The sequence below is a fragment of the Streptomyces sp. NPDC051315 genome, assembly GCF_044455165.1.
Classification (GTDB): domain Bacteria; phylum Actinomycetota; class Actinomycetes; order Streptomycetales; family Streptomycetaceae; genus Streptomyces.
In genome coordinates this window covers 286,374-302,034 of record NZ_JBITEN010000009.1, presented here as the reverse complement: position 1 = coordinate 302,034, position 15,661 = coordinate 286,374, and the positions used below count along the sequence as shown (strand labels likewise).

Genomic DNA, 15,661 nt, shown 5'->3' with positions numbered 1-15,661 from the left:
CGGATTCGCGGACCGCGGGGATGCTCCCGTGGCACCCGCTAGCCTTTCAGCCACAGCAGTGGTTCCCAGCAGGCGGTAGGCAGATGGATTTCCCCCCGGCGGACTTCCCGGCGGACTTCTCCGCGGACTTCCCGGCACAGGCGCACCCCCATCCGCACGGCGGATGGCCCGGCAACGAGCTGGAGGAGGTGCTCTCGGCCTCCCTCGGCGTGCCGGGGGCCGGCGGGCGGATCCTGGAGGTGCTCGGCCGCAGCTTCGTGTGGGTCCCGCTGCCCAGCGGCGGCGGCCCGCACAGCGGCCCCCTCGACCTGCCCACGCTGGAGCTCGACGGCCAGGCCTACGTGCCCGTCTTCAGCTCCGAGGAGCAGTTCCGCCAGGTCGCCGGCGCGCACATGTCGTACACGATCGCCCCGGCCGTGGAGTTCGCGCGCGGGCTGCCGCCGCAGGTGGGCATCGCGGTGAACCCGGACGGCGTGGTCGGCGTCCCGCTGCCCCCGCAGGCCGTGGCCGAGCTGTGCCGCGCGGGCCGCACCCCGCTGGACGGCCCCGCGAGCGGCGGCCGCGTCCGCCTCTTCGAACCCGACTGGCAGATCGACCCGGTCGACTTCCTCTCCGCTGCCTCGGCCGAGTTCGAGGCGACCGGCGTCGTCCTCACCGCCCGGCGCTGCCTCGCCGCGATCGAGACGGCCGACCCGGTCATGTTCGTCGGCGTCGAGCTCTCCCAGTGGGAGGGGGACCTGCGGGCCCTGCCCCTGGAGGCGCTGGGCAGGGCCCTGGGCAAGGTCGCCGTGGCGTGGCCGGTCAACCTGGTCCTCCTGGACGTGACGGAGGACCCGGTCGGCAGGTGGCTGAAGGAGCGGGTCCGCCCCTTCTACACGCGGGCCCTTGCGTGACCGGGCGCACCCGGGTCCGTCGGTGACCGGGACCCCGGGCGACGGACGTCAGGGGAGCGGGGCCGTGCCGGTGCGCGGCTCCGCCGCGCGGGGGTGATCGACCACGACGGACCAGCATCCCCCGACAACGAACAACCCGCCCCTCGGTGGGCGCCCGTTGTCGGCGGAGCCACCTAAGCTGGTCTCCAACGCGGGCAACTAATCGAAGGGGCGGTACAGGTGAGCGCCAGCGGCATCGCGGCCGGGCAGGTCGAGCACATGCTGCGCCAGGTCACGCCCGGGCGCTACGACGCCTACGAGGCGCTCCTGCGCGCGCTCGCGACCCCGACCACCGGCCAGGTCTGGATGCTGCTGTGGCAGGGCCAGGCAGGCTCCCCGGACGCCCAGTACGGCGGCATGGAGGTGGAGGGCCACGGCTACGCCCCCTGTGTCACCTCCGCCCAGGAGCTCTCGGCCAGCGGCTGGAACAGGTCGTACGAGGTGGTCGACGGCCTGGACGTGGCGCGCACGCTCTACCCGGACCACTACGGCCTCTGGCTGAACCCGCACGCCCCGGGCGGCGGTGTCGGCATCCCCTGGCTCGACTTGCGCCGGATCGCCACGGGCCTGGACCGGCAGCCGGCCGGACCGCTGCGACTGTCCGAACCCGCCATCGAGATTCCGCAGTTCTACGCCCTCCTCGCGCAGAACGCCCACCGCACCCCCGCACTGCGGTCGTTGCGCCGTGCCTGGGTGCAGCCCGCCCTGGGCGCGCCGTACCTCGCCCTCGGGCTCGACGTGTACGACACCTCCCCGCCGGCCGTGGACGCGGTGCGGGCGATGATGCAGCAGTCGATCGGCGCGATCCCCGAAGGGCTGCCGGTGTCGACGGTCGCCATGAGCGACGACTACGACCCGGTCGTGCTGTGGATGCGCGCCCACGCCCGTCCGTTCTACGACCGCGAGGCCCACGCCCCCGCCGCCCCGGCCCAGGCCCCCGCCGCGGGATACGGCTACCCGCCGGCCGGCCGCTACTGACCTTCCGTTCCCCGTCCCGGCGCGTCCCGGTCCCGAGACGGCCGGGACGGGACGGCGCTTCTCCGCGCGTAGATGTGGGGTGTTTGTCCATGTTCCGCGAGATTTGCCCCAACTTGTCGCCGTCCGGCGGCCGTTACCCGCCGTCCGGATAACGGAACCCCACTGACCGCATCACGTTTACGCATCCTTTCACTGCCAAGTCTGGCAACAGATCGCCAAAGCGTTGAAGACTCCCGCACCAGGGGTGCTTCGCCCCTGTGTACGACGGACTGATCACGCCGCTACAGCGGCAAGTGCGGGCCGGCTACCGCCGGTTGAGAGGGGTCCCTGCCAGATGACGGCACCATTGCACGAGCCGACCGCGGAAGCGGCCCCGAGCGCGGCCGATGAAGCGGCGGTCGCCACCGCCGGCGCGAAGGCCGTACAGGGTCGTTCCCTGGGCCGGATCGCCTGGGAGCGCCTGAAGCGGGACAAGCTCGCCCTCACGGGCGGCGTCGTCGTGCTCGTGCTCATCGTGATCGCCCTGCTCGCCCCGGTCATCACCAGCCTGGTCGGACAGGACCCGAACGAGTATCACGAGGACCTGATCGACCCGCTGTTCGGCACGCCCACGGGTTCCCTGGGCGGCATCAGCGGCGAGCACCTGCTGGGCGTCGAGCCGGTCAACGGCCGCGACATCTTCGCCCGCATCCTCTACGGATCCCGGATCTCGCTGCTGGTCGGCTTCCTGTCGGCCGTGGTCGCGGTGATCCTCGGCACCGTCCTGGGCGTCCTGGCCGGCTTCTTCGGCGGCTGGGTCGACTCCCTCATCAGCCGCGTGATGGACGGTCTGCTGGCCTTCCCGCAGCTGCTCTTCATCATCGCGCTGGTCTCCGTCATGCCGAACGAGATGCTGGGACTGACCGGCACGGGTGTGCGCGTCTTCGTGATGATCCTGGTCATCGGCTTCTTCGGCTGGCCCTACATCGGACGCGTGGTGCGCGGCCAGACGCTGTCGCTGCGCGAGCGCGAGTACGTCGAGGCCGCGCGGTCGCTGGGCGCGGGCCGGCTGTACATCCTGTTCAAGGAACTGCTGCCCAACCTCGTCGCCCCGATCATCGTGTACACGACGATGATGATCCCCACCAACATCCTCACCGAGGCGGCACTCAGCTTCCTGGGCGTGGGCGTCAAGCCGCCCACGGCCTCCTGGGGGCAGATGCTTTCGAGCGCGCTCGATTACTACGACTCGGACCCCATGTACATGGTGGTCCCGGGCGTGGCGATCTTCATCACCGTTCTTGCCTTCAACCTCTTCGGCGACGGCGTGCGTGACGCGCTGGACCCGAAGGGCTCCCGCTGAACTGCCGTACCCCAAGCCTCCCGTGGCTCTCACGGGGTCTCTCATCAAATCCGGAGGATCCGAGATCGTGACTACCCAACGCACCTCAGGGCGGCGCAAGCAGGCCATGGCCGCTGCCGCCGTGGTCGCGGCGCTGCTGACCACGGCGGCGTGCGGCGGCGGTGGAGATGACGGCGACGGCGGCTCGAAGACCGGCGCCGCCGGCTTCGACGCCGCGAACCAGAAGGCCGCCCAGGCCTCCCTGGTCAAGAAGGGCGGCGAGCTGAAGTTCGGTGGCGCCCAGGACGCCGACTCGTGGGACACCACGCGCGGCTACTACGGCTTCATGTGGGACTTCGCCCGCTACTACAGCCGCCAGCTCGTCACGAACAAGCCGGAGCCCGGCAAGGCCGGCGCCGAGCTGACCCCCGACCTCGCCACGGGTCTCGCCAAGATCACCGACGACGGCAAGACCTACACGTACACCCTGCGTGACGGCATCACCTGGGAGGACGGCAAGCCGATCACCTCCAAGGACATCAAGTACGGCATCGAGCGCGTGTGGGCGCAGGACGTGCTGTCCGGCGGTCCGACGTACCTCAAGGAGGTGCTGGACCCCGAGGGCACGTACAAGGGCCCGTACAAGGACACCTCCGCGGACAAGCTCGGTCTGAAGGCCATCGAGACGCCCGACGACAAGACCATCATCTTCAAGCTGCCGAAGGCCAACTCGGACTTCGAGGAGATGCTGGGCCTGATCTCGGCCTCGCCGGTCCGCCAGGACAAGGACACCAAGTCCAAGTACGGCCTGAGGCCGTTCTCCTCCGGCCCGTACAAGTTCCAGTCGTACAACCCGGGCAAGGACCTGACCCTGGTCCGCAACGACCAGTGGAAGCAGGCCTCGGACCCGATCCGCAAGGCCTACCCGGACAAGATCACGATCAAGTTCTTCTCGAACGCCAACGAGCTGGACCAGCGTCTGATCAACGGTGACCTGGACCTGGACATCAACCAGACCGGCATGTCGCCGCAGGGCCGCACCACCGCCCTGAAGCAGCACAAGGGCAACCTGGACAACCCGGTCTCCGGCTACATCCGGTACGCGGTCTTCCCGCAGAGCGTCGCGCCGTTCAACAACATCGAGTGCCGCAAGGCCGTCATCCTCGGCGCCGACCACGTCTCGCTGCAGACCGCGCGCGGCGGCCCGGTCGCCGGTGGCGACATCGGCACCAACATGCTGCCGCCGCAGGTTCCCGGCTCCGAGGGCCAGAAGTACGACCCGTACGAGCTCGCCGGCGCCAACAAGAACGGCAACGTCGCCAAGGCCAAGGAAGCGCTGAAGGCCTGCGGCCAGCCGAACGGCTTCAAGACCACCATCGCGGTCCGCAACAACAAGCCCGCCGAGGTGGCCACCGCCCAGTCCCTGCAGGCGTCGCTGAAGAAGATCGGCATCACCGCCGAGATCGACCAGTACGACGGCTCGCAGACCTCCAGCATCATCGGCAGCCCCTCGAACGTGAAGAAGAAGGGCTACGGCATCATCATCATGGGCTGGGGCGCGGACTTCCCGTCCGTCCAGGGCTACGGCCTGCCGCTGTGGAACAGCAAGTACATCCTCGAGAGCGGCAACAACAACTACGCCCTGATCAACGACAAGACGATCGACGGCCTCTTCGACTCCTACGTCAACACGCTGGACGACGCGGGCAAGGAGAAGATCGCGACCCAGATCAACCACAAGGTGATGGAGGGCGCGTACTACCTGCCCTTCGTCTTCGAGCGGTTCCTCAACTGGCGTTCCAGCCGCCTGGCGAACGTCTACACGTCCGACGGCTACAGCGGCATGTACGACTTCGTCAACCTCGGTCTGAAGTCCACCAGCTGATAACCGGTACACCCGCCGTACGGCACGAAAGGCAGGTGAAGGCCGGCGCGGCGTGACCGCGGGCCACCTGGAGGTACCTCCCACGTCCATAAGACAGTGGGGGAGACCGTAGGTGGCCCGCGGTCCGCAGCGGGCCGAGAGCTGTGCTCGCTTATCTCATCAGGCGGCTGTTCGCCGCCGCAGTGATGCTCGTGGTCATCATCATGGTGGTCTTCGGCATCTTCTTCCTCGTCCCCAAGTGGGCAGGCGTCGACGTCGCCCTGAGCTTCGTGGGCAAGCAGGCCGACCCCGCCGCCGTCGAGGGCGTGCGGCAGAAGCTGGGACTGAGCGACCCGATCTACACCCAGGTCTGGGAGTTCTTCAAGGGCATCTTCGCGGGTCGCACCTACGTGGGCGGCGGTGACTCGGTGCACTGCGCCGCGCCGTGCTTCGGCTACTCCTTCCGCAGCGAGCAGGCCGTCTGGCCGGTGCTCACCGACCGCTTCCCGGTGACCCTGGGTCTCGCGCTCGGTGCCGCCGTGCTCTGGCTGATCTTCGGTGTCGCGGCGGGTGTGCTCTCCGCGCTCAAGCGGGGCACCATCTGGGACCGCGGCGCGATGGTCGTCGCCCTCGCGGGTGTCTCCCTCCCCATCTACTTCACCGGCATGCTCAGCCTGGCGATCTTCGTCTTCGGACTGAACTGGTTCGACGGGCAGTACGTGCCGCTGGAGGACAGCATCGGCGGCTGGTTCGGCGGCATGATCCTCCCCTGGATCACGCTGGCGTTCCTGTACGCCGCGATGTACGCCCGGATCACCCGCGCCACCATGCTGGAGATCCTCGGCGAGGACTACATCCGCACCGCCCGCGCCAAGGGCCTGCGTGAGCAGACCGTCATCGGCAAGCACGCCATGCGCTCCACGATGACGCCCGTCCTCACCATGCTCGGCATGGACCTCGGTGCCCTCATCGGCGGCGCGATCCTGACGGAGACCACGTTCAGCCTGCCCGGCCTCGGCCAGGCCGTGCTCAACGCCATCAAGAACCAGGACCTCCCGATCATCCTGGGCGTCACTCTGATCACCTCCGTCGCGGTGCTCGTCGCCAACCTCGTGGTGGACGTCCTGTACGCCGTGATCGACCCCCGAGTGAGGCTCTCATGACGGAACTCAGCAAGACCGGAGCCGCCGTGGGCGAGCCCACGGGCACCTCGCCCGCGCCGACCTCCTTTCTCGAAGTGCGCGACCTGAAGGTGCACTTCCCGACCGACGACGGCCTGGTCAAGTCCGTCGACGGGCTCAGCTTCCAGCTGGAGAAGGGCAGGACCCTCGGCATCGTCGGCGAGTCCGGATCCGGCAAGTCGGTGACCTCGCTGGGGATCATGGGCCTGCACACCGCGGGCCAGTACGGCCGGCGCAAGGCGCGGATCTCCGGCGAGATCTGGCTGGACGGCACCGAGCTGCTGTCCTCCGACCCGGACCACGTGCGCAAGCTGCGCGGCCGCAAGATGGCGATGATCTTCCAGGACCCGCTGTCGGCGCTGCACCCGTACTACACGATCGGCCAGCAGATCGTGGAGGCTTACCGCATCCACCACGACGTCGACAAGAAGACCGCCCGGCGGCGCGCGGTCGAGATGCTCGACCGGGTCGGCATCCCGCAGCCGGACAAGCGGGTGGACAACTACCCGCACGAGTTCTCCGGCGGTATGCGCCAGCGCGCCATGATCGCGATGTCGCTGGTGAACAACCCGGAGCTGCTCATCGCGGACGAGCCGACGACCGCCCTGGACGTGACCGTCCAGGCGCAGATCCTCGACCTCATCCGTGACCTGCAGAAGGAGTTCGGTTCCGCGGTCATCGTCATCACCCACGACCTGGGCGTCGTCGCCGAACTAGCCGACGACATCCTGGTGATGTACGGCGGCCGCTGTGTCGAGCGCGGTCCCGCCGACAAGGTGTTCTACGAGCCCCGGCACCCCTACACCTGGGGCCTGCTCGGCTCGATGCCGCGTCTGGACCGCGAGCAGCAGGACCGCCTGATCCCGGTCAAGGGCTCCCCGCCCTCCCTGATCAACGTCCCGTCCGGCTGTGCCTTCAACCCGCGCTGCCCGTACGCGGACATCCCGAAGGACGACGTCACCCGCACGGTCCGCCCCGAGCTGACCGAGGTCGGCAGCAAGCACTGGGCCGCCTGCCACATGACGCAGGAGCAGCGGGAGCGTATCTGGACCGAAGAGATTGCGCCGAAGCTGTGAGTGACGAGAAAGCGGTGACGATTCCCGCGCAGGCTGACGACCCCCGGCGTGCCGACGGCGAGGTGCTGCTGAAGGTCACCGGCCTGCAGAAGCACTTCCCGATCAAGCAGGGCCTGCTCCAGCGGCAGGTCGGCGCGGTGCACGCGGTCGACGGACTGGACTTCGAGGTCCGCTCCGGCGAGACGCTCGGCGTGGTGGGCGAGTCCGGCTGCGGCAAGTCCACGATGGGCCGGCTGATCACCCGGCTGCTCGAACCGACCGGCGGTAAGGTCGAGTTCCAGGGCAAGGACATCACGCACCTCGGCGTCGCGGGCATGCGCCCGCTCCGCCGCGACGTGCAGATGATCTTCCAGGACCCGTACTCGTCGCTGAACCCGCGCCACACCATCGGCACGATCATCGGCGCTCCCTTCAAGCTCCAGGGCGTCACGCCCGAGGGCGGCATCAAGAAGGAAGTGCAGCGGCTGCTGTCGGTCGTGGGCCTCAACCCCGAGCACTACAACCGCTATCCGCACGAGTTCTCCGGCGGTCAGCGCCAGCGCATCGGCATCGCCCGCGCGCTCGCGCTCAACCCGAAGCTGGTCGTGGCGGACGAGCCGGTGTCCGCGCTGGACGTGTCGATCCAGGCGCAGGTGGTGAACCTGCTGGACGACCTCCAGCAGGAACTCGGCCTCACGTACGTGATCATCGCGCACGACCTCTCCGTCGTCCGGCACGTCTCGGACCGGATCGCGGTGATGTACCTCGGCAAGATCGTGGAGCTGGCCGACCGCGACCTGCTCTACAGGACGCCGATGCACCCGTACACCAAGGCGCTGATGTCGGCGGTGCCGATCCCGGACCCGAAGCGGAAGAACGCCAAGAGCGAGCGCATCCTGCTCAAGGGCGACGTGCCCTCGCCGATCTCGCCGCCGAGCGGCTGCCGGTTCCACACCCGGTGCTGGAAGGCGACGGAGATCTGCCGGACGACCGAGCCGAAGCTGGTGGAGCTGCGGCCGGGGCAGCAGGTCGCCTGCCACCACCCGGAGAACTTCCAGGACCAGGCTCCGCAGGACACCGTCCTGCTGACCGCGGCGAAGGAGGCGGCGGAGCTGGTGGCCGACGAGGTGCTCGCGGAGTCGGCGGAGACGTCGGCGGCGGTGGCGGCGGAGGTCGAGGCCGCCAAGGAGCCCGAAGGAGCCGCCGCCCAGGAGTCCGGAGGCGCCACGGAGACCAAGGGCGCCACGGAGACCAAGGGCGCCACGGAATCGGAGGGCGCCGCGAAGTCCGAGGGCAGCGCGGAGTCCGAGGGCGACGCGGTGACCGAGGCGGCCACGGAGACAAAGGCCCCCAAGGAGACCCAGGTCACCAAGAACGCCGACAAGAAGTAAGTCAGACCGGGCCCCCGCCTTGCAATGTAAGGCGGGGGCTCCGTGCTGGGTGAGAATAGTAGGGTGCTCCAGCAACTCTTCAGCCCGTCCGTCCAGCACACCCTCGACCTGATCGGCATCTTCGTCTTCGCCATCTCCGGTGCGCTGCTGGCCGTCCGCAAGAACTTCGACGTCTTCGGCATCGCCGTTCTCGCCGAGGTCACCGCACTGGGCGGGGGGATCTTCCGCGACGTGATCATCGGGGCGGTGCCGCCCGCCGCCTTCACTGACCTGGGGTACTTCCTCACCCCGCTGCTCGCCGCTCTGCTCGTCGTCTTCCTGCACCCGCAGGTGGAGCGCATCCAGACCGGGGTGAACGTCTTCGACGCGGCCGGCCTCGGCCTGTTCTGCGTCACGGGCACGACGAAGGCGTACGACCACGGACTGGGCCTGACCGCGTCGGCCGCCCTGGGCCTGGCCACCGCGGTCGGCGGCGGAGTGCTGCGCGACGTCCTGGCCAACGAGGTGCCCTCGCTGCTGCGCTGGGACCGCGACCTCTACGCGGTCCCGGCGATGGTCGGCGCCGCGATGGTGGTGCTCTGCATCCGCTACGACGTCCTCACCCCGCTGGCCAGCGGCGCGGCCGCGGTCACGGCCTTCGTCCTGCGGCTGCTCGCGATGCGGTTCCACTGGCGAGCGCCGCGTGCGTGGAACCGCCGCTCGACGGTGCGCGAGGAGTAGCGCCCTTCAGCGTGCCGGTCCGCCCCGTCTGCGCGGTCAGCCAGCGGAACGCTGGCACCACCTGCGGCCGCCACAGCGCCATGGTGTGGCCGCCCGCGCTCTTCGGGACGGGGACGACGTGCACGGTCGTCGGCGCCTTCGCCTCCTGCTCCAGCGCCACGCCGGCCTCGTAGCCGTCGCCCGGCTGGCCCGAGACGTACAGGGCGACGGCCGGCGGCTCGGCGGCCTCGCGCAGCAGCACCCAGGGGTTGTTCCGCTCGCGCAGGGCGGGGCTCCGCGCGGCCAGGGAGGTGCGCTCCGCGATCGGGTCGTTGTAGCCGGACAGGCTCACCGCGGCCCGGTAGCGATCGGGGTGGGCGACGGCCAGCTTGGTCGCGCAGTGCGCCCCGGCCGAGTACCCGGCGACCGCCCAGCCCTGGGGCGCGGGCTCGGCCCGGAAGTTGTCCATGACCATCTTCGGCACGTCGATGCTCAGCCAGGAGTCGGCGTTGACGGTCCCGGGGATGTTCGCGCAGCCGGTGTCCACGCCGGGCAGCAGCATGGTGCGGGGCGCGACCATGATGAACGGCGCGACCTGGCCCGTGCGCATCAGCGGCAGCACCTGCTCGTGCGCGCGCAGCGCCCCGAACCAGGACTTCGCCGAGCCGGGGTAGCCCGGCAGCAGTTCGACGACGGGGAAGGTGCGGTGCCGGTAGGCCGGGTCGTCGTACTGCGGCGGCAGCCAGACGTAGACCTCGGCGTGCACGCCGGAGACGCGGCCCTCGAGCTGGGTGACGCGCACCCCGCCGGCCGCGTGCATGCCGGGGCCCTCGGCCTGGGTGAACTCCTGCCGGACCCTGGGCAGGCGCTCCAGCGCGATGCCGCCGGTGCCGTCGGCGCCCAGGTCGGCTGCCTGCCGCACATGGCTGCCGGTGCCGAGGAGGTCGTCCCAGTCGTCGTACAGGTTGTTGGAGTTGTTGACCAGGACGAAGACCAGGGCGACGGCGGTGCCCTGGGCGAACAGCAGCATCAGCATCCGGGCGGCGACCCGCAGGATCCGCGGTCCGCGCAGGCGCGACCACAGCAGCAGCGGCAGGGCGACGGCGGCGACGGACAGCGCGATCAGGGTGGAGAGGAACGGAGTCCCGGTGAGGCTCATGTCCCTGGAGAGGAGAAAACGGGGCCTGAGGTTTACGGACGAGTGCGGACACTTACCGGGAAATTGCCCGCCCTTCACCGGGTCGGTCTGCAGCGTTCACAAGGAAAGCTACCGCTTAGTAATTGTCTGTTGTACCGTTCAGGCATGCCTGAAGCAGCCACCGCCCCGGCCGCCGTCGGGGACAGCGAGTTCGATCGCGACACCGCCGTCACCCCGCGCGCACCCGGCGTCTACGACACCGACCTCTCGGCCGGCTGGACCATCTTCGGCGCCGTCAACGGCGGATACCTCCTCGCCGTCCTGGGCCGCGCCCTGGCGGACACCCTGCCGCACCGGGACCCGTTCACCGTCTCCGCGCACTACCTCAGCGCATCCCGTCCCGGTCCCGCGGTCGTCCGCACGGAGACGGTCCGCGCCGGCCGCACCCTCTCCACCGGCCAGGCCTCCCTCTTCCAGTACGACGGGGAGGGTCGCGAGGTGGAACGCATCCGCGTCCTCGCCTCCTACGGCGACCTCGACGCCCTTCCCGACGACGTCCGCACCTCCGCCGAGCCCCCGGCCATCCCGCCGATGAGCCAGTGCTTCGGACCCGAGGACGGGCCCGCCCCCGACGCCGACCAGCAGCCCATCGCCGAGCGGCTGATGCTCAAGCTCGACCCCTCGACCATCGGCTGGGCGCTCGGACAGCCCTCCGGCAAGGGGGAGATGCGGGCCTGGTTCGGCCTGGCGGACGGCCGCGACGCCGACCCGCTCTCGCTGCTGCTCGCCGTGGACGCCCTGCCGCCCACCGCCTTCGACCTCGGCATCGCCGGCTGGGTCCCGACGGTCGAACTCACCGTCCACGTCCGCCACCGCCCGGCTCCGGGCCCGGTGCGCGTGTCCATCACCACCCGCAACCTCGCCGGCGGCTTCCTGGAGGAGGACGCCGAGGTGTGGGACAGCGAGGACCGGCTGGTGGCGCAGTCGCGACAGCTCGCGCGGGTCCGGCTGGGCTGACGCCCCCGGGGTGGGCGGACGGGTGCCGCCCCTGTCACGGAGCTGCACCGGTGCGCCGACCCCCGCGCCCAGTGAACTCGCAGGCTGCAGCGCCTTCTTGAGGGAGCTTTGCCCGATTGACAGGCGGGGAACAGGGAGGCCTCAAGGAAGTCCCAGACGCGGTTGGTTGAGTGCCCGCGTCTCAGGACTTCCTCATCCTCCTCGGAGTTGGTTCTCATGAAGCGTGTGCTCGTGTCGGCCCGTCTCGCCCCCGCCGTGGCCCTGGTGGCGCTCTCGCCCCTCGCCCTCGCGGCCTGCGGCTCGGGCGACTCCTCGTCCACGAACAGCGGCACCTTTGAGCAGCAGGCGTGCCGCGCGCCGTCCGGGATGCCGAGCGGCGCACCGTCGGGCGCCCCCTCCGAGGCACCCTCAGGGGCTCCGTCGGGTACGCCGACCGGAACACCCACCGCTACGCCGACGGGCGTCCCGAGCGGTGCTCCCTCGGGCATGCCGGGCGGCGGGCCCGGCGGCGGCCCGGGCGGCGGCTGCGGCGGGCCGGGTGGCGGTCAGGGGCGGCAGGCCCAGCAGCAGGGTTGACGACGCACCCCGCGATCCCGCGCAGGGGGCGGCTCACTCGACCGGCGAGTGGGCCGCCCTCCCGCGTGTGCCCGGACGGACCGGTCCGGCTCAGTCGAGCCAGTGGTGGCGGCCGATGCTGATGAGTCGCATCTGACGGGTCGCGAGCCGGGTGACGCGCTCGCGTTCCTCGGTGGAGACCTCGCCGCCCTCCGCCGCCTCCTGGGCCTCCAGGAACAGCGAGGCCGTGACGAGCATCTGGTCGACGTAGAGATGCGAAAGCATCAGCAGGTCGTCGTCGCTCCAGTCCTTCGCCTCCCGGTCCTTGACCAGCTCGGCCTTCACCTCCTCGGCGAACCGGGCCAGTTGGTCCCGGATCGCCGCTCGGACCGGCTGAACCCCGCCATGTCGCTCGCGGGCGATAAAACGGACATGTGCGGGGTACGCGTCCACATGACGGGCGATCAACTCGACAGCGCGCGCGATGCGTTCGTCGCTGGAGCCGGCGGCGGTGACGGTGGTCCTGATCATCGGATGCAGGCCGCCCAGCGCCTCCTCGACCAGGGCCACGCCGAGGTCCGCCGTGGAGCGGAAGTGCCGGTAGAAGGCGGTCGGGGCGACCCCGACGGCGCGGGTGACCTCGCGCAGGCCCAGACTGCTCAGGCTCTGCTCCTCCAGCAGCCCCAACGCCGCATCCAGGAGCGCCTGCCGGGTCTTCTGCTTCTGGGCCTGCCGGATACCGAGGGTGTGACTCATGTCATCCAGTTAACAACTGTTCTCCGTAATTGCAAAGCCATGGAGCGCGCTAGACTGGGAAGTCAGTGAACAAGTGTAACTACAACTGTTCACCGAAATGTCACGGAGGGGGATTCGATCCCATGCTGTTCCTCGTCGCCGCACTCCTGCTGCTCGGCGTCGTCATGGGCACCGTCGCCCACGCGCCGCTCGGTTTCAGCCTCGCCGCCGCCGTCGTGATCGCCGCCTGGCTCGGCATCTTCGCGCTCCGCGAGCGCCACGGCCGCCGTCGCCACACCTCGACCCACTGACCGGAAGGAGCGCTCACGACCATGCACCTCACCGCACCGGCCACGCGCCGCACGGGCATCCGGGACACCGACGGCATGGCCGTCGCATCCTTCGTCCTCGGCCTTGTCGGCCTCCTCGTCCTCAACGTCTTCCTCGGTCCCACCGCCATCGTCCTGGCCACGGTGGCCCTGTGGCGCGGCACGAAGCGCCGGGGCCGCGCCCTGCTCGGCCTGACCCTGGGCGTCGCCGACCTGGTGGTGCTGGTGGCCTTCATGCAGGCGGACTCGACGATCTCGTGGAGCTTCTGACCGGGCGAACGGCCTCCGAGGCCGCCGGTTCCCGCCCGTAGAGGCCGCCGCCGGTCACCGCCGGTACCGGTCGTGGTCCGCCAGGGCAGACCTGCCCCGGGCGGTCGTTCCGCCGGTGTGAGCACCGGCGCCCCCATCGACATCCGGGGCGGCCCGGGCGAGGTCGCGGCCCCGGGGCACGGCCCACGGTGACTCTCCCCGAGGCCCGCTCAGAGCGCGCCGTAGAATCGCCTCACCATGGCTTACCTCGACCACGCCGCGACCACCCCGATGCTCCCGGAGGCGGCAGAGGCACTGACCGCCGCCCTGAGCATCACCGGCAATGCCTCCTCCCTCCACGCATCCGGCCGCCAGGCCCGCCGCACGGTCGAGGAAGCACGCGAGACCCTCGCGGAAGCGCTCGGCGCCCGCCCCAGCGAGGTGGTCTTCACCTCCGGCGGCACCGAGGCCGACAACCTCGCCGTCAAGGGCCTGTACTGGTCCCGCCGCGACGCCGACCCCGCCCGCACCCGGGTCCTCGCCAGCCCCGTCGAGCACCACGCCGTCCTCGACGCCGTGCACTGGCTGGGCGAGCACGAGGGCGCGACCGTCGAGTACCTCCCCGTGGACGCGTACGGACGGGTCCACCCGGACGCGCTCCGCGAGGCGATCGCCCGTGACCCGGCCGACGTGGCCCTGGCCACGGTCATGTGGGCGAACAACGAGATCGGCACGGTCATGCCGGTCCGCGAACTCGCCGAGGCCGCCGCCGAGTTCGACGTCCCCCTGCACGCCGACGCCGTCCAGGCCTTCGGCCAGGTCCCCGTCGACTTCGCCGCCTCCGGCCTCGCCGCGATGACGGTCTCCGGCCACAAGATCGGCGGCCCCTACGGCATCGGCGCCCTCCTCCTGGGCCGCGAGTACACGCCCGTACCCGTCCTGCACGGCGGCGGTCAGGAGCGGCACGTCCGCTCCGGCACGCTCGACGTCCCCGCGATCGCCTCCTTCGCCGTCGCCGGACGCCTCGCCGCCGAGCGGCGCGAGCGGTTCGCCCAGGAGATCGGTGCCCTGCGCGACGCCCTGGTCACCGCGGTGCGCACGGCGGTCCCCGACGCGGTCCTGGGAGGCGACCCGGCACCGGGGGGCCGCCTCCCGGCCAACGCCCACTTCACCTTCCCGGGCTGCGAGGGCGACTCCCTGCTGCTGCTCCTGGACGCGCAGGGCATCGAGTGCTCCACCGGCTCCGCCTGCACCGCCGGCGTCGCCCAGCCCAGCCATGTCCTGCTCGCCACCGGCACCGATCCGGACCTGGCCCGCGGCACCCTGCGCTTCTCCCTCGGCCACACCTCCACCGAGGCCGACGTCCAGGCGGTCGCCCAGGCCATCGGCCCGGCGGTGGAACGGGCCCGCGCGGCGGGGCTGACCTGACCTGACCGTCCGGCCCCGCCCCGCTCAGGCGGCGGCCGTGTGCGCCTCCCGGACGAGCTTCAGGTAGCGGTCCCAGTCCCAGTGCTCGCCCGGGTCGGTGTGGTCCGTCCCCGGCACCTCGACGTGCCCGATGACGTGCTCACGGTCCACGGGTATGCCGTACCGCCGGCATATCCCGGCCGTCAGCCGCGCGGACGCCGTGTACATCGCGTCCGTGAAGTCCTGCGGCCGGTCCACGAAGCCCTCGTGCTCGATGCCGATGCTCCGCTCGTTGTACCCGCGGTTGCCCGCGTGGTACGCCACGTCCAGCTCGCGGATCATCTGGGTGACGCGCCCGTCCTTGCCGACGATGTAGTGGGCGGCCGCCTGGTGGTCCGGATCCTGGAAGACGTTCACCGCGCTGGCGAGATCGCCCTGCGTGACATGGATGACGACCATGTCGATCCCGTAGTCGTCCGGCCGGTCGGCCCAGCGGAAGTTCGCGTCGGAAGCCGCCACCCACCGCGCGCCCCGGTAGTCCACCGCGCCCTCCACGCGCGACTTCCGCACCCCCGGCAGCCGCCACCACAGGTTCGCCAGCTCGTCACGCGCCAGCACCGCCGACCCGACGGCCGCCGCCGCCCCGCCGACCAGCAGCGCACGCCGGCCGAGCCGCCGGTCCGCGTCCTTCTTCCGCACCCCCATGTGCCCGTCCTGCCCCTCGTCGTCCCTCATCCGCGCCCCTGTAGCCCGTCACACTCCGCCCTCGAGATCCACAACGGACACGCGCGAGCCGCGGTTCCCGGCGCC

General features: G+C 70.7%; 16 protein-coding genes. 13 read left to right on the top strand and 3 right to left on the bottom strand.

The window, feature by feature from the left end; all coding sequences use genetic code 11:
- Positions 1-83: 83 nt before the first annotated feature.
- The 8 genes from ACIBBD_RS19715 (at position 84) to ACIBBD_RS19680 (ending at position 9,442) form a co-directional block, all read left to right on the top strand.
- Complete coding sequence (locus ACIBBD_RS19715; RefSeq protein WP_399420714.1) at positions 84-893, top strand: enhanced serine sensitivity protein SseB; 810 nt, start codon at positions 84-86, stop codon at positions 891-893.
- A gap of 219 nt (positions 894-1,112) precedes the next feature.
- Positions 1,113-1,910: an enhanced serine sensitivity protein SseB C-terminal domain-containing protein gene (locus ACIBBD_RS19710; RefSeq protein WP_399420713.1), complete on the top strand. Its 798-nt coding sequence runs from the start codon at positions 1,113-1,115 to the stop codon at positions 1,908-1,910.
- Between the two features lie 334 nt (positions 1,911-2,244).
- On the top strand, positions 2,245-3,252 hold the full coding sequence (locus tag ACIBBD_RS19705) for an ABC transporter permease (protein ID WP_399420712.1): 1,008 nt from the start codon (positions 2,245-2,247) through the stop codon (positions 3,250-3,252).
- A gap of 67 nt (positions 3,253-3,319) precedes the next feature.
- Positions 3,320-5,116, top strand: a complete 1,797-nt coding sequence (locus tag ACIBBD_RS19700; RefSeq protein ID WP_399420710.1) for an ABC transporter substrate-binding protein — start codon at positions 3,320-3,322, stop codon at positions 5,114-5,116.
- A gap of 143 nt (positions 5,117-5,259) precedes the next feature.
- Positions 5,260-6,258: an ABC transporter permease gene (locus ACIBBD_RS19695; RefSeq protein WP_399420709.1), complete on the top strand. Its 999-nt coding sequence runs from the start codon at positions 5,260-5,262 to the stop codon at positions 6,256-6,258.
- Positions 6,255-7,352, top strand: a complete 1,098-nt coding sequence (locus tag ACIBBD_RS19690; RefSeq protein ID WP_399420708.1) for an ABC transporter ATP-binding protein — start codon at positions 6,255-6,257, stop codon at positions 7,350-7,352. The genes ACIBBD_RS19695 and ACIBBD_RS19690 overlap by 4 nt, the downstream gene beginning before the upstream one ends.
- Positions 7,349-8,722, top strand: a complete 1,374-nt coding sequence (locus ACIBBD_RS19685) for a dipeptide ABC transporter ATP-binding protein (RefSeq protein WP_399420707.1) — start codon at positions 7,349-7,351, stop codon at positions 8,720-8,722. Before ACIBBD_RS19690 ends, ACIBBD_RS19685 begins: the two co-directional genes overlap by 4 nt.
- Before the next feature lie 63 nt (positions 8,723-8,785).
- Positions 8,786-9,442, top strand: coding sequence for a trimeric intracellular cation channel family protein (locus ACIBBD_RS19680; RefSeq protein WP_399420706.1), 657 nt, complete (start codon positions 8,786-8,788; stop codon positions 9,440-9,442).
- On the opposite strand, the gene ACIBBD_RS19675 is transcribed toward ACIBBD_RS19680, so the two are convergent.
- On the bottom strand, positions 9,351-10,580 hold the full coding sequence (locus ACIBBD_RS19675; RefSeq protein ID WP_399420705.1) for an alpha/beta hydrolase: 1,230 nt from the start codon (positions 10,578-10,580) through the stop codon (positions 9,351-9,353). The genes ACIBBD_RS19680 and ACIBBD_RS19675 overlap by 92 nt on opposite strands.
- Before the next feature lie 144 nt (positions 10,581-10,724).
- On the opposite strand from ACIBBD_RS19675, the gene ACIBBD_RS19670 reads away from it, so the two are divergent.
- Positions 10,725-11,576, top strand: a complete 852-nt coding sequence (locus ACIBBD_RS19670) for a thioesterase family protein (RefSeq protein WP_399420704.1) — start codon at positions 10,725-10,727, stop codon at positions 11,574-11,576.
- A 216-nt stretch (positions 11,577-11,792) separates the two neighbouring features.
- Entirely contained in the window at positions 11,793-12,152 is a 360-nt protein-coding gene (locus ACIBBD_RS19665; protein WP_399420703.1) for a hypothetical protein, read from the top strand.
- Positions 12,153-12,242: 90 nt separating this feature from the next.
- Here ACIBBD_RS19665 and ACIBBD_RS19660 read toward each other — a convergent pair whose 3' ends face one another.
- Entirely contained in the window at positions 12,243-12,887 is a 645-nt protein-coding gene (locus ACIBBD_RS19660) for a TetR family transcriptional regulator (RefSeq protein WP_399420702.1), read from the bottom strand.
- 122 nt (positions 12,888-13,009) lie between these two features.
- Here ACIBBD_RS19660 and ACIBBD_RS19655 point away from each other — a divergent pair, with 122 nt between their 5' ends.
- The 3 genes from ACIBBD_RS19655 to ACIBBD_RS19645 all read left to right on the top strand — a co-directional run bounded on the left by ACIBBD_RS19655 (position 13,010) and on the right by ACIBBD_RS19645 (position 14,872).
- Entirely contained in the window at positions 13,010-13,177 is a 168-nt protein-coding gene (locus ACIBBD_RS19655; protein WP_399420701.1) for a hypothetical protein, read from the top strand.
- 21 nt (positions 13,178-13,198) lie between these two features.
- Entirely contained in the window at positions 13,199-13,465 is a 267-nt protein-coding gene (locus tag ACIBBD_RS19650; RefSeq protein WP_399420700.1) for a DUF4190 domain-containing protein, read from the top strand.
- Positions 13,466-13,702: 237 nt separating this feature from the next.
- The gene (locus tag ACIBBD_RS19645; RefSeq protein WP_399420699.1) at positions 13,703-14,872 is read left to right on the top strand and encodes a cysteine desulfurase family protein; all 1,170 of its coding nucleotides are present in this window, start codon (positions 13,703-13,705) and stop codon (positions 14,870-14,872) included.
- A gap of 24 nt (positions 14,873-14,896) precedes the next feature.
- On the opposite strand, the gene ACIBBD_RS19640 is transcribed toward ACIBBD_RS19645, so the two are convergent.
- Entirely contained in the window at positions 14,897-15,556 is a 660-nt protein-coding gene (locus ACIBBD_RS19640; RefSeq protein ID WP_399420754.1) for an N-acetylmuramoyl-L-alanine amidase, read from the bottom strand.
- Between the last annotated feature and the right edge of the window lie 105 nt (positions 15,557-15,661).

Excerpts from the sequence above, each read along its gene's own strand:
- ACIBBD_RS19690 (WP_399420708.1), top strand. The coding sequence starts at position 6,255 with ATGACGGAACTCAGCAAGACCGGAGCCGCCGTGGGCGAGCCCACGGGC.
- ACIBBD_RS19640 (WP_399420754.1), bottom strand. The coding sequence starts at position 15,556 with ATGGGGGTGCGGAAGAAGGACGCGGACCGGCGGCTCGGCCGGCGTGCG.
- ACIBBD_RS19715 (WP_399420714.1), top strand. The coding sequence starts at position 84 with ATGGATTTCCCCCCGGCGGACTTCCCGGCGGACTTCTCCGCGGACTTC.
- ACIBBD_RS19675 (WP_399420705.1), bottom strand. The coding sequence starts at position 10,580 with ATGAGCCTCACCGGGACTCCGTTCCTCTCCACCCTGATCGCGCTGTCC.
- ACIBBD_RS19645 (WP_399420699.1), top strand. The coding sequence starts at position 13,703 with ATGGCTTACCTCGACCACGCCGCGACCACCCCGATGCTCCCGGAGGCG.
- ACIBBD_RS19660 (WP_399420702.1), bottom strand. The coding sequence starts at position 12,887 with ATGAGTCACACCCTCGGTATCCGGCAGGCCCAGAAGCAGAAGACCCGG.
- ACIBBD_RS19655 (WP_399420701.1), top strand. The coding sequence starts at position 13,010 with ATGCTGTTCCTCGTCGCCGCACTCCTGCTGCTCGGCGTCGTCATGGGC.
- ACIBBD_RS19665 (WP_399420703.1), top strand. The coding sequence starts at position 11,793 with ATGAAGCGTGTGCTCGTGTCGGCCCGTCTCGCCCCCGCCGTGGCCCTG.
- ACIBBD_RS19670 (WP_399420704.1), top strand. The coding sequence starts at position 10,725 with ATGCCTGAAGCAGCCACCGCCCCGGCCGCCGTCGGGGACAGCGAGTTC.
- ACIBBD_RS19650 (WP_399420700.1), top strand. The coding sequence starts at position 13,199 with ATGCACCTCACCGCACCGGCCACGCGCCGCACGGGCATCCGGGACACC.
- ACIBBD_RS19705 (WP_399420712.1), top strand. The coding sequence starts at position 2,245 with ATGACGGCACCATTGCACGAGCCGACCGCGGAAGCGGCCCCGAGCGCG.